Below are 20373 nucleotides of genomic sequence, written 5' to 3'. Positions count from 1 at the left end.
CGATCGGAGATCGGGAGCAGTGGAGGCGAAATTGCCGTATCCCCCCGACCAATCTGGAAAAATCCAGCCGAACCCACAGCCAAAGCGTCATCAAAGTCACAGCAATGTCCCAATCATCCAGGCTTCGATAACAGCATTCCGCCAGTCCTAACTCCTCGCTCGCCGCCATGCGCTATTGGATTCGCCACACAACAACTTATCGATACGATCGCCCCGTGACGCTTGCTCCGCACTGGGTCCGGCTGCGGCCCCGCAGCGATGTCACACAAATCTTACATGATTTCTCCCTGACGGTAGATCCAGCGCCAGAGCGTATTGCTGAGAATTTAGATTTAGAGGGAAACAGCGTCCTCAAGCTGACGTTTGGCGATGAACCGCTAGAGCAGTTCCAGCTCGCAACGATTTCAAAAGTAGAAACCTTTCGCACCAATCCCTTTGACTTTTTGCTAGAACCCTGGGCCAGCCGCCTGCCCATCGACTATCCCATTTCGCTACATCGACAGCTTCAGCCCTATCTAGCCACCTCGACGGCCGGACTGCCCGCCCTTGACCCGATCGCCCTCCAGTTGGCCAACGACCTGTGGCTGCAAACAGACGGAAACCCCGTTACCTTCCTTTGGCAGTTGAACCAGCAAATTCATGCCAACTGTCGCCACATCATTCGCGAGACAGGCGAGCCATTTCCGCCGAGCGTCACCTGGGGCAAAGAGGCGGGGTCTTGCCGCGACCTGACGGTGCTATTTACGGAAGTGTGTCGGGCTGTGGGGCTGGCGGCGCGGTTCGTTAGCGGCTATCAGGAAGCCGACGCAGGCAACGATCCCGAACTGCACGCCTGGGCAGAAGTGTACCTCCCTGGCGCGGGCTGGCGCGGCTATGACCCAACGCAGAATCTCGCAGTGGGCGATCGCTACATTGCGCTGGTGGCCAGCTCCAGCTACCGAGATGCAGCCCCTCTTAGCGGCACACTGAAAACCGGCATCGGCGCAAGCTCAGAACTCCACACCACGTTGGAAATTGAGGCTCAGACGTAAGCCCGCAGGCATCGTTTGGAATCTGTGTCTGGCAACTGGTAGATGGAGGTGGGTCTTCTCCAGCCTACTTTTTCTGCCCAGAAGGTGACACGCACCTTAGGCCAGGCTTCGCATTAGCCAGGATATTTTTACATTCTTAACATTACATGTCCTGAAACTGGGTGAGTAGCCAGCGGATGACTTCGCTTTGGGGAGTTTCGCGGGTACGGCGGAGGGTGTCTTCCAGTAGGGATAAATTTAGACCAGGAAGCACTTGAGATTCGGTGATGCGCTTGCTGCCGCCGTCGGCGATCGCAAATGCCAGAATTTGCACGTTGGCAACATCGACCACCCAGTATTCGCCAACGCCCAACGCTTCGTAGAGCAATCGTTTCTCGCCCTTATCATCGGCTAGAGACGTGTTGGCAATTTCAATCACTAGGGTTGGCGCGGGATATTGGCCGAGGTCAATAATCGTGGTTCCCCAGGGAATCGCATTTGCAGCATCGCCGATGTAATAGGACACATCGGGCTGCGCTTCGCTATATCCTGTTTTGCGATAGGTGCAGTTGTCTCTGCCAGTGAGGGTGATATTTCGAAGCGCTGAAAACAGCCCTACAGCGACGATAACAACAGTGTGATCACATGCATGGTCATTTCCAATTGGTGTCATCTCAACCCTCATCCTGCCGTCGCAATAGTATCCTTTTGCTTTCTCTAAAGCTGGATCTTGGATGAGATTTAGGTATTCATCCCAGCTTGCGGAAACCCAAGTGTTAGTCAGCAATTTGGTTTGCATAGCGCTTGTCAGCTTGTGAGAATGCTTAGTGCAGGGCAAGCACTGCCCGCCCTGCTGGAGATCTGCGGATTGGGTAGGGTTAGGCGATCGCCCAACCCCTAACCCCTGACTCCCAACCCTTAACCTACTGCTCTGCACCTTCGATCGGAGCGAAGCCCTGCCGCTGGATGTTCTCGCTGATGTGGCGCGGTTCCAGGAATTGCAGCAGGTAGTCTGGGCCGCCCGCCTTGGAGCCAACGCCAGAGAGCTTAAAGCCGCCGAAGGGCTGCCGCGCCACGATCGCCCCGGTGATGTGGCGATTGATATACAGATTGCCCACTTCAAACTCGGCTTTGGCGCGATCGAGGTGGGAGGGCGTGCGCGAGTAGATGCCGCCCGTCAGCGCGTAGAGCGTGCCGTTAGCAATGTCCATCGCTTCATCAAACGTCGTCGCCTTGATCACCGCCAGCACCGGGCCAAAGATCTCCTCCTGGGCGATCTTGGCGTTGGGCGACACGTTGGTAAAGATCGTCGGGCCGACGAAATATCCGTGGTCGGGTGCGGGCATTTCCAGCGCCAGCGTGGCTTCCTCCTTGCCCTTTTCGATATAGGCTTTGATGCGGTTTTGCGCCTGCGCGTCGATCACCGGGCCGACCTTGGTGTCGGGCGATTCGGCGATGCCGACGTGCAAGGATTTAGTCGCTTCAATCAGTCGATTCACGAACGCATCGTAGATAGGTTCTAGCACGATGACGCGAGAGCAGGCGGAACACTTCTGACCGCTATAGCCGAACGCAGAGTAGACCACGCCCTGCACGGCTTGATCCAGATCGGCGCTTTCATCGACGATGATAGCGTTCTTGCCGCCCATCTCCGCCACCACGCGCTTGAGATGGCGCTGGCCCGGTTGCAGAATCGCGGCATCGGCATAAATGCGACAGCCGACCTCTTGCGAACCCGTGAACGTGATCATGTGAACGTCGGGATGTTTGACCATGTGCGCGCCCACGGTTGATCCCTTGCTGGGAACATATTGGAACACGCCAGCGGGAACGCCTGCCTCAATCAAAATTTCCGCTAGCTTGGCGGCGATCACGGATGAGGTTTCCGCAGGCTTCAGCAACGTGCAGTTGCCCGCGACGAGGGAGGCAACCGTCATGCCGGTGGGAATGGCCAGTGGGAAGTTCCACGGCGAAATGATCAGCGAAATGCCGCGCGGTTGGTAGTGGTAGCGGTTGGTTTCGCCCACTACGTCGAAGTTTACGCCTGCGTCCAGCCGTTCCATCTCGTCGGCATAGTAGCGGCAAAAGTCGATCGCCTCTGAGACTTCCGGATCTGCCTGGCCCAGCACCTTGCCCGTTTCCAGCACCATCCAGGCGCAGAGTTCGGCGCGGCGCTGTTCCATCAGATCCGCAGCGCGGCGGAGAATGGCGGCGCGTTCCGTCGCAGGCGTGTTTTTCCAGGCAGGGAAGGCAGCTTTGGCAGCGGCGATCGCCCCATCCGCCTGTTCAATGCTCAGCAGCCCCACCTTGCCCACCACCTCCGACGGGTTCGACGGGTTCACCGATTCGATCACCTCCAGCGTATTCACTCGCTGCCCATTCACCAGCGGCAGATAGGTTTGCCCTAACTGCTGACGCACGGTTTGGATAGCAGCGAGAGCGCGATCGCGCTTTTCGGCAATCGAAAAATCCGTGTCGGGGGCATTGGTAAAGGCATGGGGAGATGGCGGGCTGGCGGATTGAGGCGCTTTCTGACCCCACTCATCCTTCATCTGCGGGATTGCCAGCAGTTCCTCCACCGGACGCTCCTCCAGGTTTTGGCGCAGGAAGGAAGTGTTGGCGGTGTTCTCCAGCAGGCGGCGGATCAGGTACGCCATGCCAGGAATCAGGTCGCCGTAGGGACAATAGACCCGGACGCGATGCCCCTGGTTCACCATTGCCTTGGCCAGCTTGTCGCCCATGCCGTAAAGCACCTGAAACTCGATGCGGCGGCGGGGGATGTTGAGTTCCTGGGCGATCGCCATTGCATGGGCCTGCGATCGCACGTTGTGGCTCCCGATGGCGGCGTAGAGATACTCGTGATTTTCCAGCAGCAGGCGCGTCAGCTTCTCGAAGTTGGCATCGGTCGATTCCTTATGCTGAAATACGGGTACATCCCAATGGTGCTGGGCGGCTTTGATGGTTTCCTGATCCCAGTAGGCTCCTTTCACCAGGCGAATGGTGATCGGTGTGCCGCGTTCTTTTGCCCAGTCGATCAGCCCCTTCAGGTCAGCTTCGGTGTCCTTCAGGTATGCCTGGAGCGTTACGCCAATGTCGCTGCGGCTGCGAAACTCCTCTTCCATCAAGATTTGCTTGAGGATGGAAATCGTCAGGTCTTTGTAGGCGTATTGCTCCATGTCGAAGTGGACGGCGGCTCCGAGTTCCTTGGCGCGGCGCAGCAGGGTGCGAGCGCGATCGCTCACTTGCTCCTGGCTGCCCTTCGCGTCCAGCGGGTCAAACTGCGAATAAAACGCCGTCAGCTTCACCGACACCTGCACCTTCGGCAAGGGTTCGCCATCGGCTTCGTCAATTTGTGGAATCGTGGGCCACGACTTCGACGCGGCAGTGAGTTCTTCCATCAGTTCCAGGTAGCGATCGAGGTACGATTGTGCTTCGACCTCCGTGATTACCGCTTCGCCCAGCAAATCCACGGTAAAGCACATTTTTTCTTTGCGAAGCTGCTCCAGGGTTTTGATCACCTGTTTAATGGTTTCGCCAGAAATGTACTTGTGGGCGAGGGTTTCGACAGCGGTAGAAACGGTTGTCGCGGCCACCTGGCCGGGCATCGAGTCCGGGCTGGCAAAGTTCAGCATTCCCTTCAGCGCGGCGGGCAGTTCCACATTTTCCTTGCTGAGATACTCCTGGAGATGGCGGGCAATTTCGGGTTTGCTTTGCAGGGCGGGCAGCGCGTCGATGAAGTGAAACAACTGCACCCGCAGCCCTGGGTTGCCCATCGTCCAGCCCAGCAGTTTTTCGCTCATGTTCATCTGGTCGCGCATCTGGGCAAAAAAGGAGCGGTTTTCTCGCGTGGCGCTGAGCAGTTGGCGGGCGATCGCCTGGGTCTTGGGTTCGTATTGGGTTTGGGCAATATTGCTTACCACAGGTAAACACTCCTAATAAGTTTGGTGTGAAGGCGGCGTACAGCTTTAAGAGACCCTTCCTCCCCCAGCCCCTTCTCCCAAGCGGGGAAAAGGGGAGCCGGACGGCTCGGAAGCCCCTCTCTCGCTCTGGGAGAGGGATTTAGGGGGAGGGCAGTTAGGTAAAGCTACACATCAAGAACTTAAGGTTCTGTCGGGGGCTTTAGAAACGGCTATCTTTCTATTGTCTGATCTGGGGATCAAAGCGGGGGAGGGCCTTAAATTAAGGTAACGACTTTGGGGCAGGACGAATGCTGACAGAGCCGGAATGCCTATTGATTTTGTTAGGTAATCTTCAAAAGCACCGGAGAAAATTTAGGGGGCGATCGCCCTTCCCTCTACCCCGCCTGCCTTTATGGTTAGACCAGGGTGCATCGTAGCCCAGCACACAATTTTTCCTATTTGCAACCTCCTAACCTGACGATCAGCAGGTTCTTGAAATCACAGGGTTCGGCAAACCGGAGGTACGTTTTGGAACAGCACTATCCCGTCATTGTGGTGGGGGGCGGTCAGGCTGGATTGTCCATGAGCTACTGCCTGAAGCAGCGGAGCATCGCCCATCTGGTGTTTGAAAAGCACAAAATCGGGCACGCCTGGCGGGAATATCGCTGGGATTCGTTCTGCCTAGTCACGCCCAACTGGCAGTGCCAGCTACCGGGGTTTCCCTACGCGGGCGACGACCCACATGGCTTTATGGTCAAAGACGAGATTGTGCAATACATCGAAGCCTACGCCGCCGCGTTTGATCCGCCGGTGCTGGAAGGCGTGGAGGTACGCCACCTGCGAAAAGAGGGCGATCGCTTCTCCCTCAGCACCACCAGCGGCGACTACACGGCCGATCAGGTCGTCGTGGCCACGGGCGGCTACCATAAGCCCAAAATTCCGGCGATCGCCCAGCGCCTTCCCGCCTCCATCCAACAACTCCACTCGTCGCAATATCGCAACCCAGAGCGACTGCCCGACGGCGCGGTGCTGGTGGTGGGCACGGGCCAGTCTGGCTGCCAGATTGCCGAAGACCTGCACCTGGCAGGGCGAAAAGTCCACCTTTGCGTGGGCGGTGCGCCGCGATCGCCCCGTCGCTATCGTGGCAAAGACGTGGTGGACTGGCTGCACGAGATGGGCTACTACGACCTGCCCGTCGATCAGCACCCGCAAAAAGAAGCCGTGCGCCACAAGGCAAACCACTACGTCACCGGGCGCGACGGCGGCCGCGAAATCGACCTGCGCCAGTTTGCGCTGGAGGGCATGAAACTGCACGGACGGCTAAAGGACATCGGCGCTCGCGAAGCGTTTCCGCAGGAAAATTGCCAGCTTTCCTTTTGGGACGACCTGAAGCAAAACCTCGACCACGCCGATGAAGTCGCCGAAAGCATCAAGAAAACCATCGACGGCTACATTGAGAAAAACGGCATCGACGCGCCCGTTGACCCACCCTTTCGCCCCGTCTGGGAACCGAACGACGAGCCGCTGGTCATCGATCTGAAAACCGCAAACATCACGTCCGTCATCTGGTGTACGGGCTATCTTTCCGACTTTAGCTGGATCGAGATTCCCATCTTCGACGGCAAGGGCTATCCGGGGCACGAACGGGGCATCGTCTTGGGGGCGCGGGGGCTATATTTCCTGGGGCTGCCGTGGCTCTACACCTGGGGGTCGGGTCGTTTTTCCGGCATAGCCCGCGATGCCGAATATCTGGCAGAACAGATTCTCTCTCGCTACAAGATGACGCAGGCCAGCCCGCCAAGCTACATGAACGTGGCGGCGTTCGGCTCCTGAGTTTAGGGGTCAGGCAGAAGTTCCCCGTCCCTGATCACCTGTCTAAATCGATAGGTGCTGTCGCAAAAGCGAATAAAGCCTGACAACAAAATTTTTCGTACTACCTGTATGGATAGTCCTGGATGCTTGGTATGAAGAGATACAAACTGATCTGGCCAAAACCCCGTAACGTGGCAAGTCAAGCGCCCGGTTACTAGCAAAGTTTCGAGTAAATAGCTTAACAGCGGGCGATCGCCAATGGGTTCCTGTATCAGGCGAGTATAGATGCTTCACGATTTTTCTGAGGTTCGACAGCCTGCTCAACTGCGTCCTAGCCTTTCATGAGCATCTAAAGATTACCTCTCATACCTATCTCGGATTGCGTCATACAGCCATAGCCAGCTTTTCACTGTTTTCAAGGAGGATCGTATGCCCGAAGTTACTACCCCTGCCCATCAGCCAGGCGACTATTTTGTTGATTTTGAAGAAAAAGTGTTTCCCGATGTCAAAGCTGATCCAGGGGAAAAAGCACTGGTCACGTTCCACACGGTCGCCTTTGAAGGCTCGATCGGTTTGGTGAACCTGCTGCAAGCACTGCGGCTTCTGCGGAAAGGGTTTGAAACCTCTGTGCTGCTCTATGGGCCGGGCGTAACGCTGGGCGTGCAGCGCGGCTTTCCCAAGATTGGCGATGAAGCCTTTCCCGGTCATCAGAATTTCAACAACCAGCTCAGCAAGTTCATGGCCGAGGGCGGCAAAGTCTACGCCTGCCGCTTTGCTCTCCAAGCGCTCTATGGACATGGCGAGCCGTCGCTGATTCCCGGCATTCGCCCCATTAGCCCGCTCGACGTGCTGGATCTAATCCTGCTGCACCGCAAGGACGGCGCGTTCATTCTGGACACCTGGACGCTATAGGATTCGGGAAGATTCAGGATTAGAGGTTAGGGGCCAGGTCGGATTGGGTAACTTAAGGTCGCCCTACTCTCTAACGCCTGACCTACTAACTTCCGCAGGCTTCTTCAAGCTTTCTGGTTCCCTCTTCTCAAAGGGGGGCAAGCGGGAACCAGATTGGCTGCTTTGGGGCGATCGCCCTCAAGGCGGCGTTTCATCTTCCGGCAGCTTCCTGCTGTGGATGTGTGAGGGGGGCGATCGCCCGACTGCTCTTTCTTGCGGGCGATTCTTTGCCTAGAATCTGAAGTTTGCACCCACACAGCCCGGAGCGGGGCTTGCCGATTGGTTTTAGAAGCGGCGCAGGGCACTGCCTGGTTGCGCCAGGTTTTTACCTGGGACGTTTCGTGGCGCTGATTGAGTGTTTTGCAGCGCTCCTGCCTTCTTGCAGCAATTAAACGAGGGAAACAGTGATGGAATATTCCCGTACGGTTCGAGCAGCAGCGGTTCAAATCAGTCCGGTTTTATTCAGTCGGGAAGGCACGACAGAGAAGGTATTGCAGGCGATCGCCCAGGCCGCTCAGGCGGGGGCCCAACTGGTCGTGTTTCCTGAAACCTTCGTTCCGTATTATCCCTACTTTTCCTTTGTGCAGCCGCCCGTACTGATGGGCAAGGAACACATGCGGCTGTACGAAGAAGCAGTGGAGGTGCCCGGCCCTGTGACCGATGCCGTCAGCCGGGCCGCCCGCTCCTACAGCATGGTGGTGGTGCTGGGGGTAAACGAGCGCGACGGCGGTTCGCTTTACAACACGCAGTTAATGTTTGATGCAGACGGAACCTTGCTGCTGAAGCGCCGCAAAATTACGCCGACCTATCACGAGCGGATGGTGTGGGGCCAGGGCGACGGCGCAGGGCTGACGGTGCTGGAAACAGCGGTAGGTCGCCTAGGGGCGCTGGCCTGCTGGGAGCATTACAATCCCCTGGCGCGGTATGCCCTGATGGCGCAGCACGAGCAGATCCACTGTGCCCAGTTTCCCGGCTCGATGGTGGGGCAGATCTTTGCCGACCAGATGGAGGTAACGATTCGCCACCATGCGCTGGAGGCGGGCTGCTTTGTGGTGAACGCAACGGGCTGGCTGTCGCCGGAGCAAATCGTCCAAATCACGCCTGACGAAAAGCTGCAAAAGGTGCTGACGGGCGGCTGCCATACAGCAATTATCAGTCCCGAAGGCGTACCGCTGTGCCCACCAGTTACTGAAGGCGAAGGCATGGCGATCGCCGATCTGGATTTCTCCCTGATTACCAAGCGCAAGCGAATGATGGACTCGGTGGGCCATTATGCTCGCCCCGACCTGCTGCAACTCCATCTCAACGCCAGCGCTTGGTCGGTGATGCAGGACAATCACGGCGCGGCATCGGCGCTGCCCGATCCGCTGTCTGCTGAGGCTGGCTCTTTCACGACGAACCATAGGATTCATGAACAAACAGCAGTTGATTACGGCGCTTCAGTCTCAGGGTCTGAAGCTGGTTGAAGACCGCGTGGGGGCATCGGGGCGCAGGGGCGGCGCGGGCCCGTCGGATCACAAAGCGGTGACCGTGGACGGCACGACCGTAATGGTGCCTGTGTTTACGGACACGGCGGCGCGATCGCCCTTCTCGGTGTCCCTGGACGACCCCGCCGACTTGCCCCTGCTGCGCGTGGATGACGAGGCGATCGCCCCGCTGCACTTTCCCCAACAGCCCAAGTTTTATGGGCTATCCACCGCCGACGGCATTCCCTACTGGAAAATTGCCCTGCTGCACAGTCACGACGTGCTGGCGACGACGGTGCTGCAAACCTGCCGCCGCTATCGAGACGACTCCACCGTTTGCCAGTTTTGCGCCATTGAGAAGTCGCTAGAAGCTGGCCGCACCATCGCCCGCAAAACGCCCGCCCAGCTTGCCGAAGTGGCGGAAGCAGCGGTGCGACTGGATGGCGTGAAGCATATGGTGATGACCACTGGTACACCCAACACGGGCGATCGCGGGGCGGCATACCTGGCGGAGTGTGCGCGGGCCGTCAAACAGCGAGTTGACTTACCCATTCAAGCCCAGTGCGAACCGCCAGACGACTTTGCCTGGTTTGCCAAGCTGCACGCGGCGGGCGTAGACAGCCTGGGAATGCACCTGGAGGCAATTACGCCGGAGGTTCGCGCCCGCATCATGCCCGGAAAAGCAGACGTGCCCGTGGACTATTACTTCCGGGCGTTTGAAGCGGCGGTGAAAGTATTTGGGCGCGGGCAGGTTAGCACCTACCTGCTGGCGGGACTGGGCGACACAGTAGAAGCGTTGGTGCAGGGGTGCGATCGCCTCATCCAGCTTGGCGTATACCCGTTTGTTGTGCCGTTTGTGCCGATCACGGGAACGCCGCTGGCTCAACATCCTGCACCCAGCAGCGAATTCATGATGGCGGTCTATCAGCAGGTCGGGGCATTGCTGCGGCAAGCCGGACTGTCTTCCCGCGACATGAAAGCCGGATGTGGAAAGTGTGGCGCTTGCTCAGCGCTGTCTACCTTCGAGTAACCACCTTCGAGTAAACAGAATTCACACATCAAACGAACACCCAAAATCCAAAATCTAAAATCCAAAATCAAAGCTATCAGGAACGCATTATGGACAGTAATCGATACCATTTTGAACTGGCGCGATCGCCCTATGAATTGAACGAATATTTTAACCTGCGCCGCATGATCTTTTGCACAGAGCAGGGCTTGTTTCAAGATAGTGATGTGGACAGCATTGACGACATCGCCTATCCCATCATTGCAATTGAAAATGCAACGGATCGAGTCGTCGGTATTGTCCGCATCTACGAACCCGAACCGGGGCTGTGGTATGGCGGACGGCTGGGCACACACCCCGACCATCGGCGCGGCTGGCAGATTGGCAAAGGGCTGATTTACAAAGCAGTCACCACCGCCAACACCTGGGGCTGCCATCGGTTTTTGGCGACGGTGCAACTGCAAAACGTGCGCTTCTTTCAGCGGCTGCACTGGCAAACCCTGGAGGAACTGACCCTGTGCGATCGCCCCCACCATCTCATGGAGGCTGATTTGCACCATTACCCAGCGGGAACCGAGGTGCGGCCTGCAATGCCCTACAATCTCTACAGCACGGTGCAGTACGAGCGGGCGAGCTAGGCGCGTGAGCGAGGCAGGACAGTTTCAAACGCTGATCAAAAAACTTCGAGCATCGCTGGGTATTTTGCACAAGCAAGACATCCAGGCGATCGCCCATTCGTTTCGTCTGGATGCGTCCGATATTCTCCTGGGTGACGACTGCGCCGCGATTCCCGATGGCGACGGCTACCTGCTGCTGGCGGCGGAGGGCATGATGCCGTTTTTTGTGGAAAATGACCCCTGGTTTGCGGGCTGGTCTGCGGTCATGGTGAACGTTAGCGATGTGTACTCAATGGGCGGTCGCCCGATCGCCGTGGTGGACACGCTCTGGAGCCAGTCTGTCGAACGCAGTCAGCCGCTGATCGACGGCATGAAAGCCGCCGCTGCCGCGTATCAGATTCCCATCGTCGGCGGACACACCAACTGCCACAGCGTTTATGAGGCGCTGAGTGTGGCGATTTTAGGACGGGCTAAGCGGCTGCTGACCAGCTTTTCGGCAACGCCGGGCGATCGCCTGCTAATGGTCGTGGATCAGCGCGGCAGGGCCCATCCCCGCTATCCCTTCTGGAACGCCAGCACCGATGCCGACCCTGCCCGCCTCCGCGCCGACCTAGAACTGCTGCCCCAGCTTGCCGAAGCGGGCCTCTGCGACACCGCCAAAGACATTAGCAACGGCGGCGTGATCGGCACTGCGCTGATGCTGCTGGAAACCTCCGGCTGTGGTGCAGTGATTGATTTGGATGCGATTGTGCCGCCCTGTAAGATTGCGCTGGCCTGGTGGCTGACCTGCTTTCCCAGCTACGGTTTCTTACTCAGCGTGCGGCCGGAGCAAGTCGAAACCGTGCAGCGACAGTTTGGCGATCGCCATCTAACGTGTCAAATCATTGGCGAAATCCAGCCCACGACTCAACTCGTTCTGCATTCTCAAGGAGAATCCGTCGCATTCTGGGATTTTGCCCAGCAGCCCCTCACCGGATTTTCGCCTGCGCCATGAGTCTAGATCGTCCGCTACGCATTGCCCTCTTCACCTATTCCACCAAGCCCAGAGGCAGCGTCATCCACACGCTAGAGCTAGCGGAGGCGTTGCATCAGCAGGGGTATTTTGTTTGTGTGTATGCGCTGGATAAGGATGGACAGGGATTTGATCGAGATCTATCCTGTTTGCATTATCGAATTCCATCTCTACCTGTGCAGGGAGATGTGGATAATCTGATTCGTCAGCGCATTCAAGAAGTTGTGAATTTCTTGGATGATGAGCATCTTCAGGATCATCATTGCGAGATTTATCATGCACAAGATTGCATGACAGCAAATGCGCTGATTTTGCTGCGAGATCAAGGCAAAATCTCGTCCGTTGTGCGAACCATTCACCATGTCGAGGCATACAACAGTCCATACCTGCGGGAATGCCAGGATCGATCCATCTATCAGCCGGATCTGTGCCTGTGTGTGAGTCAATACTGGCAGAATGAAGTTCGGCAGCAGTACCAGATTATTCCCGATCGCGTGATCAATGGCGTGAAGGGCGATCGCTTTTCTCCCATTTCCACGATTCGTAAAACCGAGATTAAACACACCTTTGGGCTACACGGCTCCCCGATTTACCTAACTGTCGGCGGCATCGAACCCCGCAAGAATTCGATTACCTTACTCCATGCCTTCGCGCAGGTTTTATCTGATCAGCCCCAGGCGCAACTCGTGATTGCGGGCGGTGCGACGCTGTTTGACTATCAGTCCTATCGAGATGAGTTCTTTGCGTGGGTGCAGGCGTTGGAAATCGAAATCGGGCGATCGCTCGTCTTGCCCGGTGTGGTTTCAGATGCAGACCTACCCGCCCTCTATCGCAGCGCCGATGCGTTTGTGTTTCCTTCCACCAAAGAAGGCTGGGGTTTAGTCGTGCTGGAGGCGATCGCCGCTGGGCTGCCCGTCCTCACGTCCAACCGTCCGCCCTTTACCGAATTTCTCACCGCTGGACAGGCGGTGCTGGTTGACCCAGAGGATGCGGGGGCGATCGCCCAGGGGATGCTAGAACTCAGCCAACCCGCCGTTGCCCAGCGCCTCGTCCAGGCCAGTCAGCCCATTCTCCAGCACTATACCTGGGAGCGATCTGCCCACCTGCATGTGGCGGCTTATCGCAAGCTTCTCTGTGTAGCGTCATAGTTTCAGGAGCGCCGCTTTCGAGATGGAGTCGTGCGTCGTCGCGCTTTTCTGGATTTCGATGTCTTGGGCAAAAACGCCCGCCAGCCCTGCGTCTTGAACCGCTTGCTGCTAGAAACGAAATAGTCGGCGGCGTAGTGGCTCAGCGCCCCCAACTCCAGCCCGCCGCAAAACGCCAGCCAGGCCCAGGCATGTTTTTGGAGCGATCGCCCCATCACACCACCAATATCGCCCCATGTCCAGCCCATCTGCCAGATTTGATTCAGCAGCGCCAGTCCGAAAAAACTGGCAAACCCCACCCATGCCAGCAGGTACAAAATCCGCACAACAGTTCCCGTGATGGGCGCGTGCGAGAGGGGCGATCGATGCTTCAGACTGCCCCGATAGGGAATCCAAATCCACCGAAACCAGCCCCACCGCTTGAAGTGCACCGAGTGAATATCCAAATCGGGCCCAAACAGCAGCCCGCCCACCAAAAAACCCGCACACAAAATCAGTGTCAGGCTGCTGCTGCGCGTCAGTCCCAGCGCCAGCCCGCCCACTACAGGCAGCGTCCAGAGGGTAATGCGATCGTGGGTGCGGCCCGACGGCATGGTGTTTGCCAGAGTTTCAGAACAGAAATACTGTTATGAATCCTAGCAGGTGTTGCCAATTCTGCTATAATTGATTCTCATAGTTGATGAAGCAATGCTGCATTGCAGCGCTTTCGTCGGGCGGTTAGCTCAGTTGGTAGAGCGCCTGCCTTACAAGCAGGATGTCACTGGTTCGAGTCCAGTACCGCCCATAGGTTTCAGGAATATAGAGTAGAAAATTTCCCCAAATATTACCCACTACTGAGGGTTGGGGAAGTTTTAAGCTCTGAGTTAGAAATTTTCCTTGTTACGTTGTTACGTTGTTACAGATTTACCCAAAAGCCTTGAGATTTAAGGGTTCTGGGGTGTAACAAGACCCGTAACAAGGGTGTAACAGGACAAGTCGCTTGTTGCACTCCGTTTTGATCTAAAAATCATCATCATCACAAACATCTAGAATCGAATTAACCCCCAGCGGGGAAGCCCTTCACCGCCCCGCTACCATCAGCAAGCTCTAATGTTGATTGAGCAGTACGTCACATCCCTGCAAGCCGAAGACCTCAACGCCGCCTATGACCGGGCTGCGAGGAACCTTTTTGTGTTCCTGCGTGAGTATGGTTGCAGCAATGATCAGATCGCGCTGGCTTGCTCAATCATTCAGCAGCACACGGGCTATCACCCCAGCCAGATCAGAACCTTGCGAGACACCGAAACCGTCACGACAGCGCTGTATGGTGCCCTCAACTCTGAGGCGTTGGGATGCAGAAAAGCACCTGACCAACTGCGAAACCCATCCCGGTGGGCAATCAAAACCGTAGACTTTGGCTTTGGTGGGGAGGTCGATCCAGATGAACAAAGCTGAGTTTTTAGCTCAAGTCGCCTATGCGCGGCGCTTCTCTGCTGAGGATGTGTTCTTTGGTGACACACACTCAGAGTATCCAGACCTGGCGATCGCCACCCTTGAGCTTCTAGAGAATGGCGAAACCGCCTGGGGTGTACCGGAATTTGAGCAGTGCCTCTATCAGGCATTTCTGGGCTGGGCATCTCAGGGGCAACTGATCCGGCTCTGGCTAACGGGCAAGTGGCTGCTAGGGTCAGCACCACCTTCCTCGCGGGCATGGTTGCAAGACCTGTTGGCTGGCGAGTTCTGTCAACACCTGGATAGGTTTGAACTTCAGGGCGATCGCCTGGGGCCTAGCCAGGTCTACCTGTATCCGTTCAACTTCAGGATGTTGGTTCAGTCACAGCAGCGCCGCGATCGCCAGACCGATGAACGGCAGTCCAGGGCGATCGCACTTGTAGGCAAGTAGGGAGAGCCATGACGCAGACCCAAAACAAGACCCTAACGATTGCGGAATATCGAGAATTTTGCGCTCAGTCTGACGAGCGCTATGAATTGGTGCGAGGGAGACTAGCGAAATTGACCCCACCGACCTGGGCCCACATCTTCATTGCGGATTTTCTGGTAGGGATTTTCAACGCCGAATGCGCCCGCTTGCAAAATGGCGATCGCGCGATTCGCGAAGGCAGGCAACGGACAGAAGAAAACTCCGCCCGGTTGCCTGACGTGATGGTGGTGTCGTTGCGGGCGATCGCCCCCTATCTCAATGAGGTGGCGCTGCTGGAAAATGCCGCCCGGTTGGTTGTCGAGATCGTTAGCCCCAGTTCGGCGCGTGAAGACTATACCGACAAGCTGCGAGAGTATGAGGCGAAAGGCATCCAGGAATACTGGATTGTGGATTATGAAGCCTTGGGCGCTGGGCGCTATATTGGCTTGCCCAAAGCCCCAACCATCAGCATCTACAGCATGGTGGATGAGGAATATGAGGTCGCAACTTTTCGGGCGTGCGATCGCCTAGTGTCTGCGGTCTTCCCAACGCTAGAGCTAACGGCGGATCAGGTGTTCGCGGCTGCCTATCCCAATGGATCAGGAGAATCGCCATGACGCAAGCGAAACCAAGATTTTCGAGCTTTGCAGAGTATCTCGCCTACAGCGACGGGCTGGAAGGGCGCTACACGTTGGTCAATGGGGAGCCAATTGAGTTGCCGCCAGAATCGCCAGAAAACGACTTCATCGCCCGGTTGCTACTGCTCAATCTGGCGACTAGCGGTATCGCGCCCCTGGCACTCGTCACGATCCACACGCTTCAGATTCAGGTGTCGGTTTTGGAGCCAGGCGACCCAGCCAGCCGCTATCCCGACTTAGCGGTATTGCGACCCGAACATTTAGAGCTGATGCAGCGCCGCTTAACCGTCACGATCGACATGCCGCCGCCGCGCCTGGTCGCCGAAGTGATCAGCTCTGGCAACCGCAATCGCGATTTTGAACGCAAGCGGTCGCAATATGCGGATCGCGGCATTCCTGAATATTGGCTGATCGACCCGGAAGACAAGACCGTGACGGTGCTGCTGCTAGAGGGTGATGAGTATGAGGTGTTTGCGGTCTATCGGGGCAACACCCCGATCATCTCGCCTGCCCTCGGTACGCTGGCGATCGCCCCGGTTCAACTGTTTGGAGCGGAGTAGCACCATGACCACTACAAAGACCAGATGGACGCTTGACCAGTACCACCGGATGGTTGATGCAGGCGTACTGGAAGATGAGCAGGTTGAACTATTGAGAGGAGAGATCGTTCTGATGTCGCCTGAAGGGATTCCCCATGTCAACAAGCGCATCAAAGCGGGCGGGCGCTTGCAAAAGCTGTTGGGCGATCGCGCCCAGGTTCGCCCCGCAGCCCCAATCACGCTGAGGGATGGTTCAGAGCCAGAACCTGATCTGGCGATCGCGCAAATGCCAGAGGAGCGCTATGACCAGCACCATCCCTATCCAGAAGACCTTTACTGGGTTGTGGAATACAGCAACGCCAGCTTAGAAAAAGACCTGGGTATCAAAGCAGAAATCTACGCCGCCGCCAATATCCCTGAATACTGGATCATCAACCTGCGGACAGGCGTGCTGATTGTGTTGCGAAACCCCGTGGATGGGCAATATCGCGATCGCCAGGAATTCACACAGGGGACTATTTCACCCCTAGCGTTTCCTGACCTGCTCATCCCGGTCGCACTGTTGCTCTAGTGAGGTAGAGAATCGCCATGACGGTCAAGACAGCAAAATTCACGATTGACCAATATCACCGGATGGTTGAGGCGGGCATCCTAGAAGGCTTGCCAGTCGAGCTACTGAATGGAGAAATCATCGAGATGCCCTCAGAGGGGACAGACCATGGGGATCTCAGCACCGAGACCAGAGATTACTTGATTGCACTGCTGGGCGATCGCGCCCAGGTGAGAGAGGGGCATCCCATCACGCTGCTAGATACAAACTCAGAGCCAGAGCCAGACCTGGCAATCGTGCGACGGCGGCAAGGCGGCTATCGCAATCGCCACCCGCAAGCGTCCGACATTTTTTGGCTGATTGAGTTTGCCGACAGCAGCCTGACGAAAGACCTGGAAGAAAAGAGCCGCGCCTATGCAGCTTCGGGCATCGCAGAATATTGGGTCGTAAACCTGCGACAAAGGACGCTAGTGGTGAAGCGCAACCCTTTCGAGGGAGACTACCGCTCTACCATCACGCTAGAGTCTGGCGACCTTAGCCCGCTGGTGTTCCCTGATGTAACGGTGTCGGTGGATTGGCTGCTCAGGTGCTAGGACACTCTCAGCAGGGGCGATCGCCCAACATCTCCAAAGGAGAATCACCATGAGTGACAACCGACCGAATATTGATGAACGCCTCGACCGCGTAGCCGGGCTGCTGGAAACCTCGACCCAGCAGATCGGCTATCTGTCGGAGCTAATCGTCAGCAACAGTCAGGCAGCAGCAGAGCGCGATGCCGCGCTAAATGCCAAGCCTGACCGCATTGCTGAGGCGATCGCCACGCTCACTCACCAGATGGGCGTGATGACCGAAACCCTGACGCGGTTCGATTTGCAGCTAGAGCGGCTGGCAACTGTCGTAGAGAACCAGTCGAGAATCAGCGCAGAGCAGGCAGCCACCACCGCCGCTCTCGTGCGCTTGGTCACGGTGCTGACAGAGCGCAGCGCCTAGATCAAAGCCTTCCCCATCCGCAGCGGCTCAAAGTCCTCACAAAATGCCAGAACTTCGGTGTTTTGTGTATAGGTAGTTCTCCTTTGGAGACACTTTGCGATCGCCTCCAAAGCCTAGCCAGCAATAGCGTTCGGTGGTTCTGGAAACTCTGCAAAAGTGGAGGTGTTATATCAATTCTCTAAATACCCGCTACACATAGAGCATCGACAATCCAATCCCACTGAGTCAGCGATCGCAGCGACTCAGCCGAAAGGCGACAAACCCACTGGCTGATGGCGTGCTGGAGTTGGCCAACATCATCAAAGTGAACCCAAGCTAGCTCCCGCTTGAGTTCTCGCCAGACCCGCTCAATGGGATTGACCTCAGGGCAATAAGGCGGCTGAAACACCAAGATGACATTGTCCGGTATCGTCAGGTTCAAAGCCGTATGGGCTGCGGCATTATCCACCTGAATCAGATGTAAATCATCGGGGAACTGAGCCGCAAAGCTGTGCAAAAACGCCTCAAAACAGGAACCGTCGAGAACCGTCGAGATGAGAGAACTCGACTATCCACGAGGCATCGCTCAGCGGTTCCACTAGACCGTACAGCCACCGATACACAAACTCCCATTGAATTGAACCAATCGGCTGCACCCCAAAGCCCGTCAACTTGCGATGTTGAACCGTCAGCAGTCCGACGCGGCTCTCATCACTGCACCAATAGCGGATGCGCCCGGCATAGCGTTGTCTCAAGGCTGGCGGAATCGACTGGCTGATCGCTGAGTCGCCCCTACAGCACCAAAGATAAGCTGCAAGCCAAAAACCTAAATATCCAGGTCGGTGAGGTTGAGCTTCGGGCCGTAGGTTTCAATGAACTCGCGGCGGGGGGCCACGCGATCGCCCATTAGCACGGTAAAGATGCGGTCGGCTTCGGCAGCATCTTCAATTTCTACGCGCTTGAGCGTCCGGCTGTCGGGGTTCATGGTGGTGTCCCAAAGCTGCTGCGGCATCATTTCGCCCAAACCTTTGAAGCGCTGAGTTTCCACTTTGGCGTTTTCGGGGAAGCTGGCGATGAGCTGATCCCGTTCGCGATCGCTGTAGCAGTAGTAGTGGTTGCGGCCGCGCTCGATCTTGTAGAGCGGCGGACAGGCGATGTAGACATAGCCCTGATCCACCATTGACCGCTGATAGCGATAGAAGAACGTGAGCAGCAGCGTGCGGATGTGTGCGCCGTCCACATCTGCATCCGTCATGATGATGATGCGGTGATAGCGCAGTTGCGATGCGTCAAACTCTTCGCCCTTGATGCCCAGACCCAGCGCCGTGATTAGCGCCTGAATCTCCGTGTTTTTGTAGATCTTGGCATCGTCTGTTTTTTCAATATTGAGGATCTTACCCCGCAGCGGCAGGATGGCCTGAAAGCGGCGATCGCGCCCTTGCTTGGCTGAGCCGCCCGCCGAGTCGCCTTCCACAATGAAAATTTCTGACTCGCCCGGATCGCGAGAGCTACAGTCTGCTAACTTACCTGGCAAGGTGGAAGACTCCAGTACCGACTTGCGGCGCACCAGTTCCCGTGCCCGTCGCGCTGCCTCTGCCGCGTTGAAGGCCTGGATGGCTTTTTCGAGAATCGCGTCGGCCACGTTGGGGCGAAAGTCGAGGTATTCGCTTAGCGCCTCGCCCACCAGCGTATCCACAATGCCGCGCACTTCCGTATTGCCCAGCTTGGTTTTTGTCTGTCCTTCAAACTCTGGGTCGGGCACTTTGACGGAGATCACGGCCGTCAGTCCCTCGCGGACGTTTTCCCCTGCCAGGTTAGAGTCGGATTCTTTCAGCTTGTTGCGCTTGCGGGCGATCGCATTCATTGTCCGCGTCAGCACCGCCTTCAGACCTTCCAGGTGTGTCCCGCCGTCTACTGTGCGGATATTGTTGGCAAAGCCCAGCAGATTATCGGAATAGGCATCCACGCACCATTGCAGCGCCACTTCCACTTCTACATTGTTGCGCTCGCCCTGCACGTAGATGATCTCTTCGTGGAGCGGCTGCTTTTCGTGGTTCATATATTCCACGTATTCCCGAATGCCGCCCGCATAGTGATAGGTTTCGACTCGCGGCTCGTCGCTTTTTAGCAACTCTAGGCGATTGTCGGTAAAGGTAATCTCTACGCCCGCATTCAGATACGCTAGCTCCCGCAAGCGGCCTGCCAGCGTGTTGTAGTCAAACTCGATGCCCGTGGTGAAGATTGCAATATCGGGCATAAAAGTGACAGACGTGCCCGTGCGGTTCTCCTTGTAGGGCTGAATGTCCATCTCGCCTTTGGTGAGACCCCGCTCAAAGCGCATCTTATGCACTTTCTTGTCGCGCCAGACGGTGACCTCCACCCATTCCGACAGCGCATTCACCACCGAAATGCCCACGCCATGCAGACCACCCGACACTTTATAGCCGCCCTGGCCAAACTTGCCGCCCGCGTGCAGAATCGTCAGCACGGTCTCCAGGGCCGATTTGCCCGTGCGCGGGTGAATGCCCGTAGGAATGCCCCGGCCGTCGTCAGTCACCGTCACCGATCCATCTGCGTTGAGGGTGACCTGGATATGCTTGCAATAGCCAGCCAGTGCTTCGTCTACCGAGTTATCGACCACCTCGTAGACCAGGTGATGCAGCCCCCGCGGCCCTGTGCTGCCGATATACATCCCCGGACGCTTGCGAACGGCTTCCAAGCCCTCTAGGACTTGAATTTGTTCGGCATCGTAGTTGGTCGTCATGGATGAAGCGCTCCAAACGTTAGCTTAATAGAGAAACCTAGAAAGAATTTAGAAAGAATTTTATAGATCGAGCAGGTGATGGACTGAATCGG

Annotated in this window: 21 protein-coding genes and 1 tRNA gene; 16 read left to right on the top strand and 6 right to left on the bottom strand. The window is 56.8% G+C overall.

What is annotated here, in order from left to right:
- Positions 1-167: 167 nt before the first annotated feature.
- Positions 168-1031 carry a transglutaminase family protein gene (locus IGS16_RS02435; RefSeq protein ID WP_297083035.1) on the top strand — a complete coding sequence of 288 codons (864 nt, stop codon included), beginning with the start codon at positions 168-170 and terminating at the stop codon, positions 1029-1031.
- 142 nt (positions 1032-1173) lie between these two features.
- On the opposite strand, the gene IGS16_RS02430 is transcribed toward IGS16_RS02435, so the two are convergent.
- Positions 1174-1809: a Uma2 family endonuclease gene (locus IGS16_RS02430; RefSeq protein WP_297083033.1), complete on the bottom strand. Its 636-nt coding sequence runs from the start codon at positions 1807-1809 to the stop codon at positions 1174-1176.
- Positions 1810-1933: 124 nt separating this feature from the next.
- Positions 1934-4930, bottom strand: a complete 2997-nt coding sequence (gene pruA, locus IGS16_RS02425; protein ID WP_297083032.1) for an L-glutamate gamma-semialdehyde dehydrogenase — start codon at positions 4928-4930, stop codon at positions 1934-1936.
- A 507-nt stretch (positions 4931-5437) separates the two neighbouring features.
- Here pruA and IGS16_RS02420 point away from each other — a divergent pair.
- The 7 genes from IGS16_RS02420 to IGS16_RS02390 all read left to right on the top strand — a co-directional run bounded on the left by IGS16_RS02420 (position 5438) and on the right by IGS16_RS02390 (position 12924).
- Entirely contained in the window at positions 5438-6742 is a 1305-nt protein-coding gene (locus IGS16_RS02420; RefSeq protein WP_297083030.1) for an MSMEG_0569 family flavin-dependent oxidoreductase, read from the top strand.
- Between the two features lie 408 nt (positions 6743-7150).
- On the top strand, positions 7151-7633 hold the full coding sequence (locus IGS16_RS02415) for an MSMEG_0572/Sll0783 family nitrogen starvation response protein (protein WP_297083029.1): 483 nt from the start codon (positions 7151-7153) through the stop codon (positions 7631-7633).
- A 446-nt stretch (positions 7634-8079) separates the two neighbouring features.
- Positions 8080-9138: a Nit6803 family nitrilase gene (locus tag IGS16_RS02410; RefSeq protein ID WP_297083027.1), complete on the top strand. Its 1059-nt coding sequence runs from the start codon at positions 8080-8082 to the stop codon at positions 9136-9138.
- On the top strand, positions 9083-10168 hold the full coding sequence (locus tag IGS16_RS02405; protein WP_297083025.1) for an MSMEG_0568 family radical SAM protein: 1086 nt from the start codon (positions 9083-9085) through the stop codon (positions 10166-10168). Before IGS16_RS02410 ends, IGS16_RS02405 begins: the two co-directional genes overlap by 56 nt.
- Positions 10169-10257: 89 nt before the next feature.
- Complete coding sequence (locus tag IGS16_RS02400) at positions 10258-10785, top strand: MSMEG_0567/Sll0786 family nitrogen starvation N-acetyltransferase (RefSeq protein WP_297083024.1); 528 nt, start codon at positions 10258-10260, stop codon at positions 10783-10785.
- Positions 10786-10789: 4 nt separating this feature from the next.
- On the top strand, positions 10790-11758 hold the full coding sequence (locus IGS16_RS02395) for a sll0787 family AIR synthase-like protein (RefSeq protein WP_297083022.1): 969 nt from the start codon (positions 10790-10792) through the stop codon (positions 11756-11758).
- Positions 11755-12924, top strand: a complete 1170-nt coding sequence (locus IGS16_RS02390; protein WP_297083019.1) for an MSMEG_0565 family glycosyltransferase — start codon at positions 11755-11757, stop codon at positions 12922-12924. The genes IGS16_RS02395 and IGS16_RS02390 overlap by 4 nt, the downstream gene beginning before the upstream one ends.
- Positions 12925-12926: 2 nt before the next feature.
- Here IGS16_RS02390 and IGS16_RS02385 read toward each other — a convergent pair whose 3' ends face one another.
- Complete coding sequence (locus IGS16_RS02385; protein ID WP_297083018.1) at positions 12927-13514, bottom strand: metal-binding protein; 588 nt, start codon at positions 13512-13514, stop codon at positions 12927-12929.
- Positions 13515-13632: 118 nt separating this feature from the next.
- Here IGS16_RS02385 and IGS16_RS02380 point away from each other — a divergent pair.
- The 8 genes from IGS16_RS02380 (at position 13633) to IGS16_RS02345 (ending at position 17538) form a co-directional block, all read left to right on the top strand.
- Positions 13633-13705: transfer RNA gene (locus IGS16_RS02380), tRNA-Val, on the top strand.
- A 305-nt stretch (positions 13706-14010) separates the two neighbouring features.
- Entirely contained in the window at positions 14011-14355 is a 345-nt protein-coding gene (locus IGS16_RS02375) for a hypothetical protein (protein ID WP_297083016.1), read from the top strand.
- On the top strand, positions 14342-14803 hold the full coding sequence (locus IGS16_RS02370; protein WP_297083014.1) for a hypothetical protein: 462 nt from the start codon (positions 14342-14344) through the stop codon (positions 14801-14803). Before IGS16_RS02375 ends, IGS16_RS02370 begins: the two co-directional genes overlap by 14 nt.
- An 8-nt stretch (positions 14804-14811) precedes the next feature.
- Positions 14812-15438 carry a Uma2 family endonuclease gene (locus IGS16_RS02365; RefSeq protein ID WP_297083012.1) on the top strand — a complete coding sequence of 209 codons (627 nt, stop codon included), beginning with the start codon at positions 14812-14814 and terminating at the stop codon, positions 15436-15438.
- Entirely contained in the window at positions 15435-16019 is a 585-nt protein-coding gene (locus tag IGS16_RS02360; protein ID WP_297083010.1) for a Uma2 family endonuclease, read from the top strand. Before IGS16_RS02365 ends, IGS16_RS02360 begins: the two co-directional genes overlap by 4 nt.
- A 4-nt stretch (positions 16020-16023) precedes the next feature.
- Positions 16024-16569, top strand: coding sequence for a Uma2 family endonuclease (locus IGS16_RS02355; protein WP_297083008.1), 546 nt, complete (start codon positions 16024-16026; stop codon positions 16567-16569).
- A 17-nt stretch (positions 16570-16586) separates the two neighbouring features.
- A complete protein-coding gene (locus tag IGS16_RS02350; protein WP_297083006.1) occupies positions 16587-17141 on the top strand; it encodes a Uma2 family endonuclease in 555 nt (184 codons plus the stop codon).
- 49 nt (positions 17142-17190) lie between these two features.
- On the top strand, positions 17191-17538 hold the full coding sequence (locus tag IGS16_RS02345) for a hypothetical protein (RefSeq protein ID WP_297083004.1): 348 nt from the start codon (positions 17191-17193) through the stop codon (positions 17536-17538).
- A gap of 178 nt (positions 17539-17716) precedes the next feature.
- Here IGS16_RS02345 and IGS16_RS02340 read toward each other — a convergent pair whose 3' ends face one another.
- From IGS16_RS02340 to gyrB, 3 genes are all read right to left on the bottom strand, one after another.
- Positions 17717-18034: a transposase gene (locus tag IGS16_RS02340; protein ID WP_297083002.1), complete on the bottom strand. Its 318-nt coding sequence runs from the start codon at positions 18032-18034 to the stop codon at positions 17717-17719.
- Between the two features lie 7 nt (positions 18035-18041).
- A complete protein-coding gene (locus tag IGS16_RS02335; RefSeq protein ID WP_297082999.1) occupies positions 18042-18272 on the bottom strand; it encodes a hypothetical protein in 231 nt (76 codons plus the stop codon).
- A 71-nt stretch (positions 18273-18343) separates the two neighbouring features.
- The gene (gyrB, locus tag IGS16_RS02330; RefSeq protein WP_172354480.1) at positions 18344-20281 is read right to left on the bottom strand and encodes a DNA topoisomerase (ATP-hydrolyzing) subunit B; all 1938 of its coding nucleotides are present in this window, start codon (positions 20279-20281) and stop codon (positions 18344-18346) included.
- Between the last annotated feature and the right edge of the window lie 92 nt (positions 20282-20373).

Origin of the sequence: Thermoleptolyngbya sp. C42_A2020_037 (assembly GCF_015272455.1) — a bacterium.
In the GTDB taxonomy this organism is placed as follows: Bacteria; Cyanobacteriota; Cyanobacteriia; order Elainellales; family Elainellaceae; genus Thermoleptolyngbya.
The sequence above is the reverse complement of the archived record's forward strand: the minus strand, read 5'-3'. Positions and strand labels throughout refer to the sequence as shown.

Coding starts and splice junctions, on each gene's coding strand:
- IGS16_RS02435 (WP_297083035.1), top strand. CDS start 168: ATGCGCTATTGGATTCGCCACACAACAACTTATCGATACGATCGCCCC.
- IGS16_RS02430 (WP_297083033.1), bottom strand. CDS start 1,809: ATGCAAACCAAATTGCTGACTAACACTTGGGTTTCCGCAAGCTGGGAT.
- IGS16_RS02415 (WP_297083029.1), top strand. CDS start 7,151: ATGCCCGAAGTTACTACCCCTGCCCATCAGCCAGGCGACTATTTTGTT.
- IGS16_RS02410 (WP_297083027.1), top strand. CDS start 8,080: ATGGAATATTCCCGTACGGTTCGAGCAGCAGCGGTTCAAATCAGTCCG.
- IGS16_RS02405 (WP_297083025.1), top strand. CDS start 9,083: ATGAACAAACAGCAGTTGATTACGGCGCTTCAGTCTCAGGGTCTGAAG.
- IGS16_RS02400 (WP_297083024.1), top strand. CDS start 10,258: ATGGACAGTAATCGATACCATTTTGAACTGGCGCGATCGCCCTATGAA.
- IGS16_RS02390 (WP_297083019.1), top strand. CDS start 11,755: ATGAGTCTAGATCGTCCGCTACGCATTGCCCTCTTCACCTATTCCACC.
- IGS16_RS02385 (WP_297083018.1), bottom strand. CDS start 13,514: ATGCCGTCGGGCCGCACCCACGATCGCATTACCCTCTGGACGCTGCCT.
- IGS16_RS02375 (WP_297083016.1), top strand. CDS start 14,011: ATGTTGATTGAGCAGTACGTCACATCCCTGCAAGCCGAAGACCTCAAC.
- IGS16_RS02370 (WP_297083014.1), top strand. CDS start 14,342: ATGAACAAAGCTGAGTTTTTAGCTCAAGTCGCCTATGCGCGGCGCTTC.
- IGS16_RS02365 (WP_297083012.1), top strand. CDS start 14,812: ATGACGCAGACCCAAAACAAGACCCTAACGATTGCGGAATATCGAGAA.
- IGS16_RS02360 (WP_297083010.1), top strand. CDS start 15,435: ATGACGCAAGCGAAACCAAGATTTTCGAGCTTTGCAGAGTATCTCGCC.
- IGS16_RS02355 (WP_297083008.1), top strand. CDS start 16,024: ATGACCACTACAAAGACCAGATGGACGCTTGACCAGTACCACCGGATG.
- IGS16_RS02350 (WP_297083006.1), top strand. CDS start 16,587: ATGACGGTCAAGACAGCAAAATTCACGATTGACCAATATCACCGGATG.
- IGS16_RS02345 (WP_297083004.1), top strand. CDS start 17,191: ATGAGTGACAACCGACCGAATATTGATGAACGCCTCGACCGCGTAGCC.
- gyrB (WP_172354480.1), bottom strand. CDS start 20,281: ATGACGACCAACTACGATGCCGAACAAATTCAAGTCCTAGAGGGCTTG.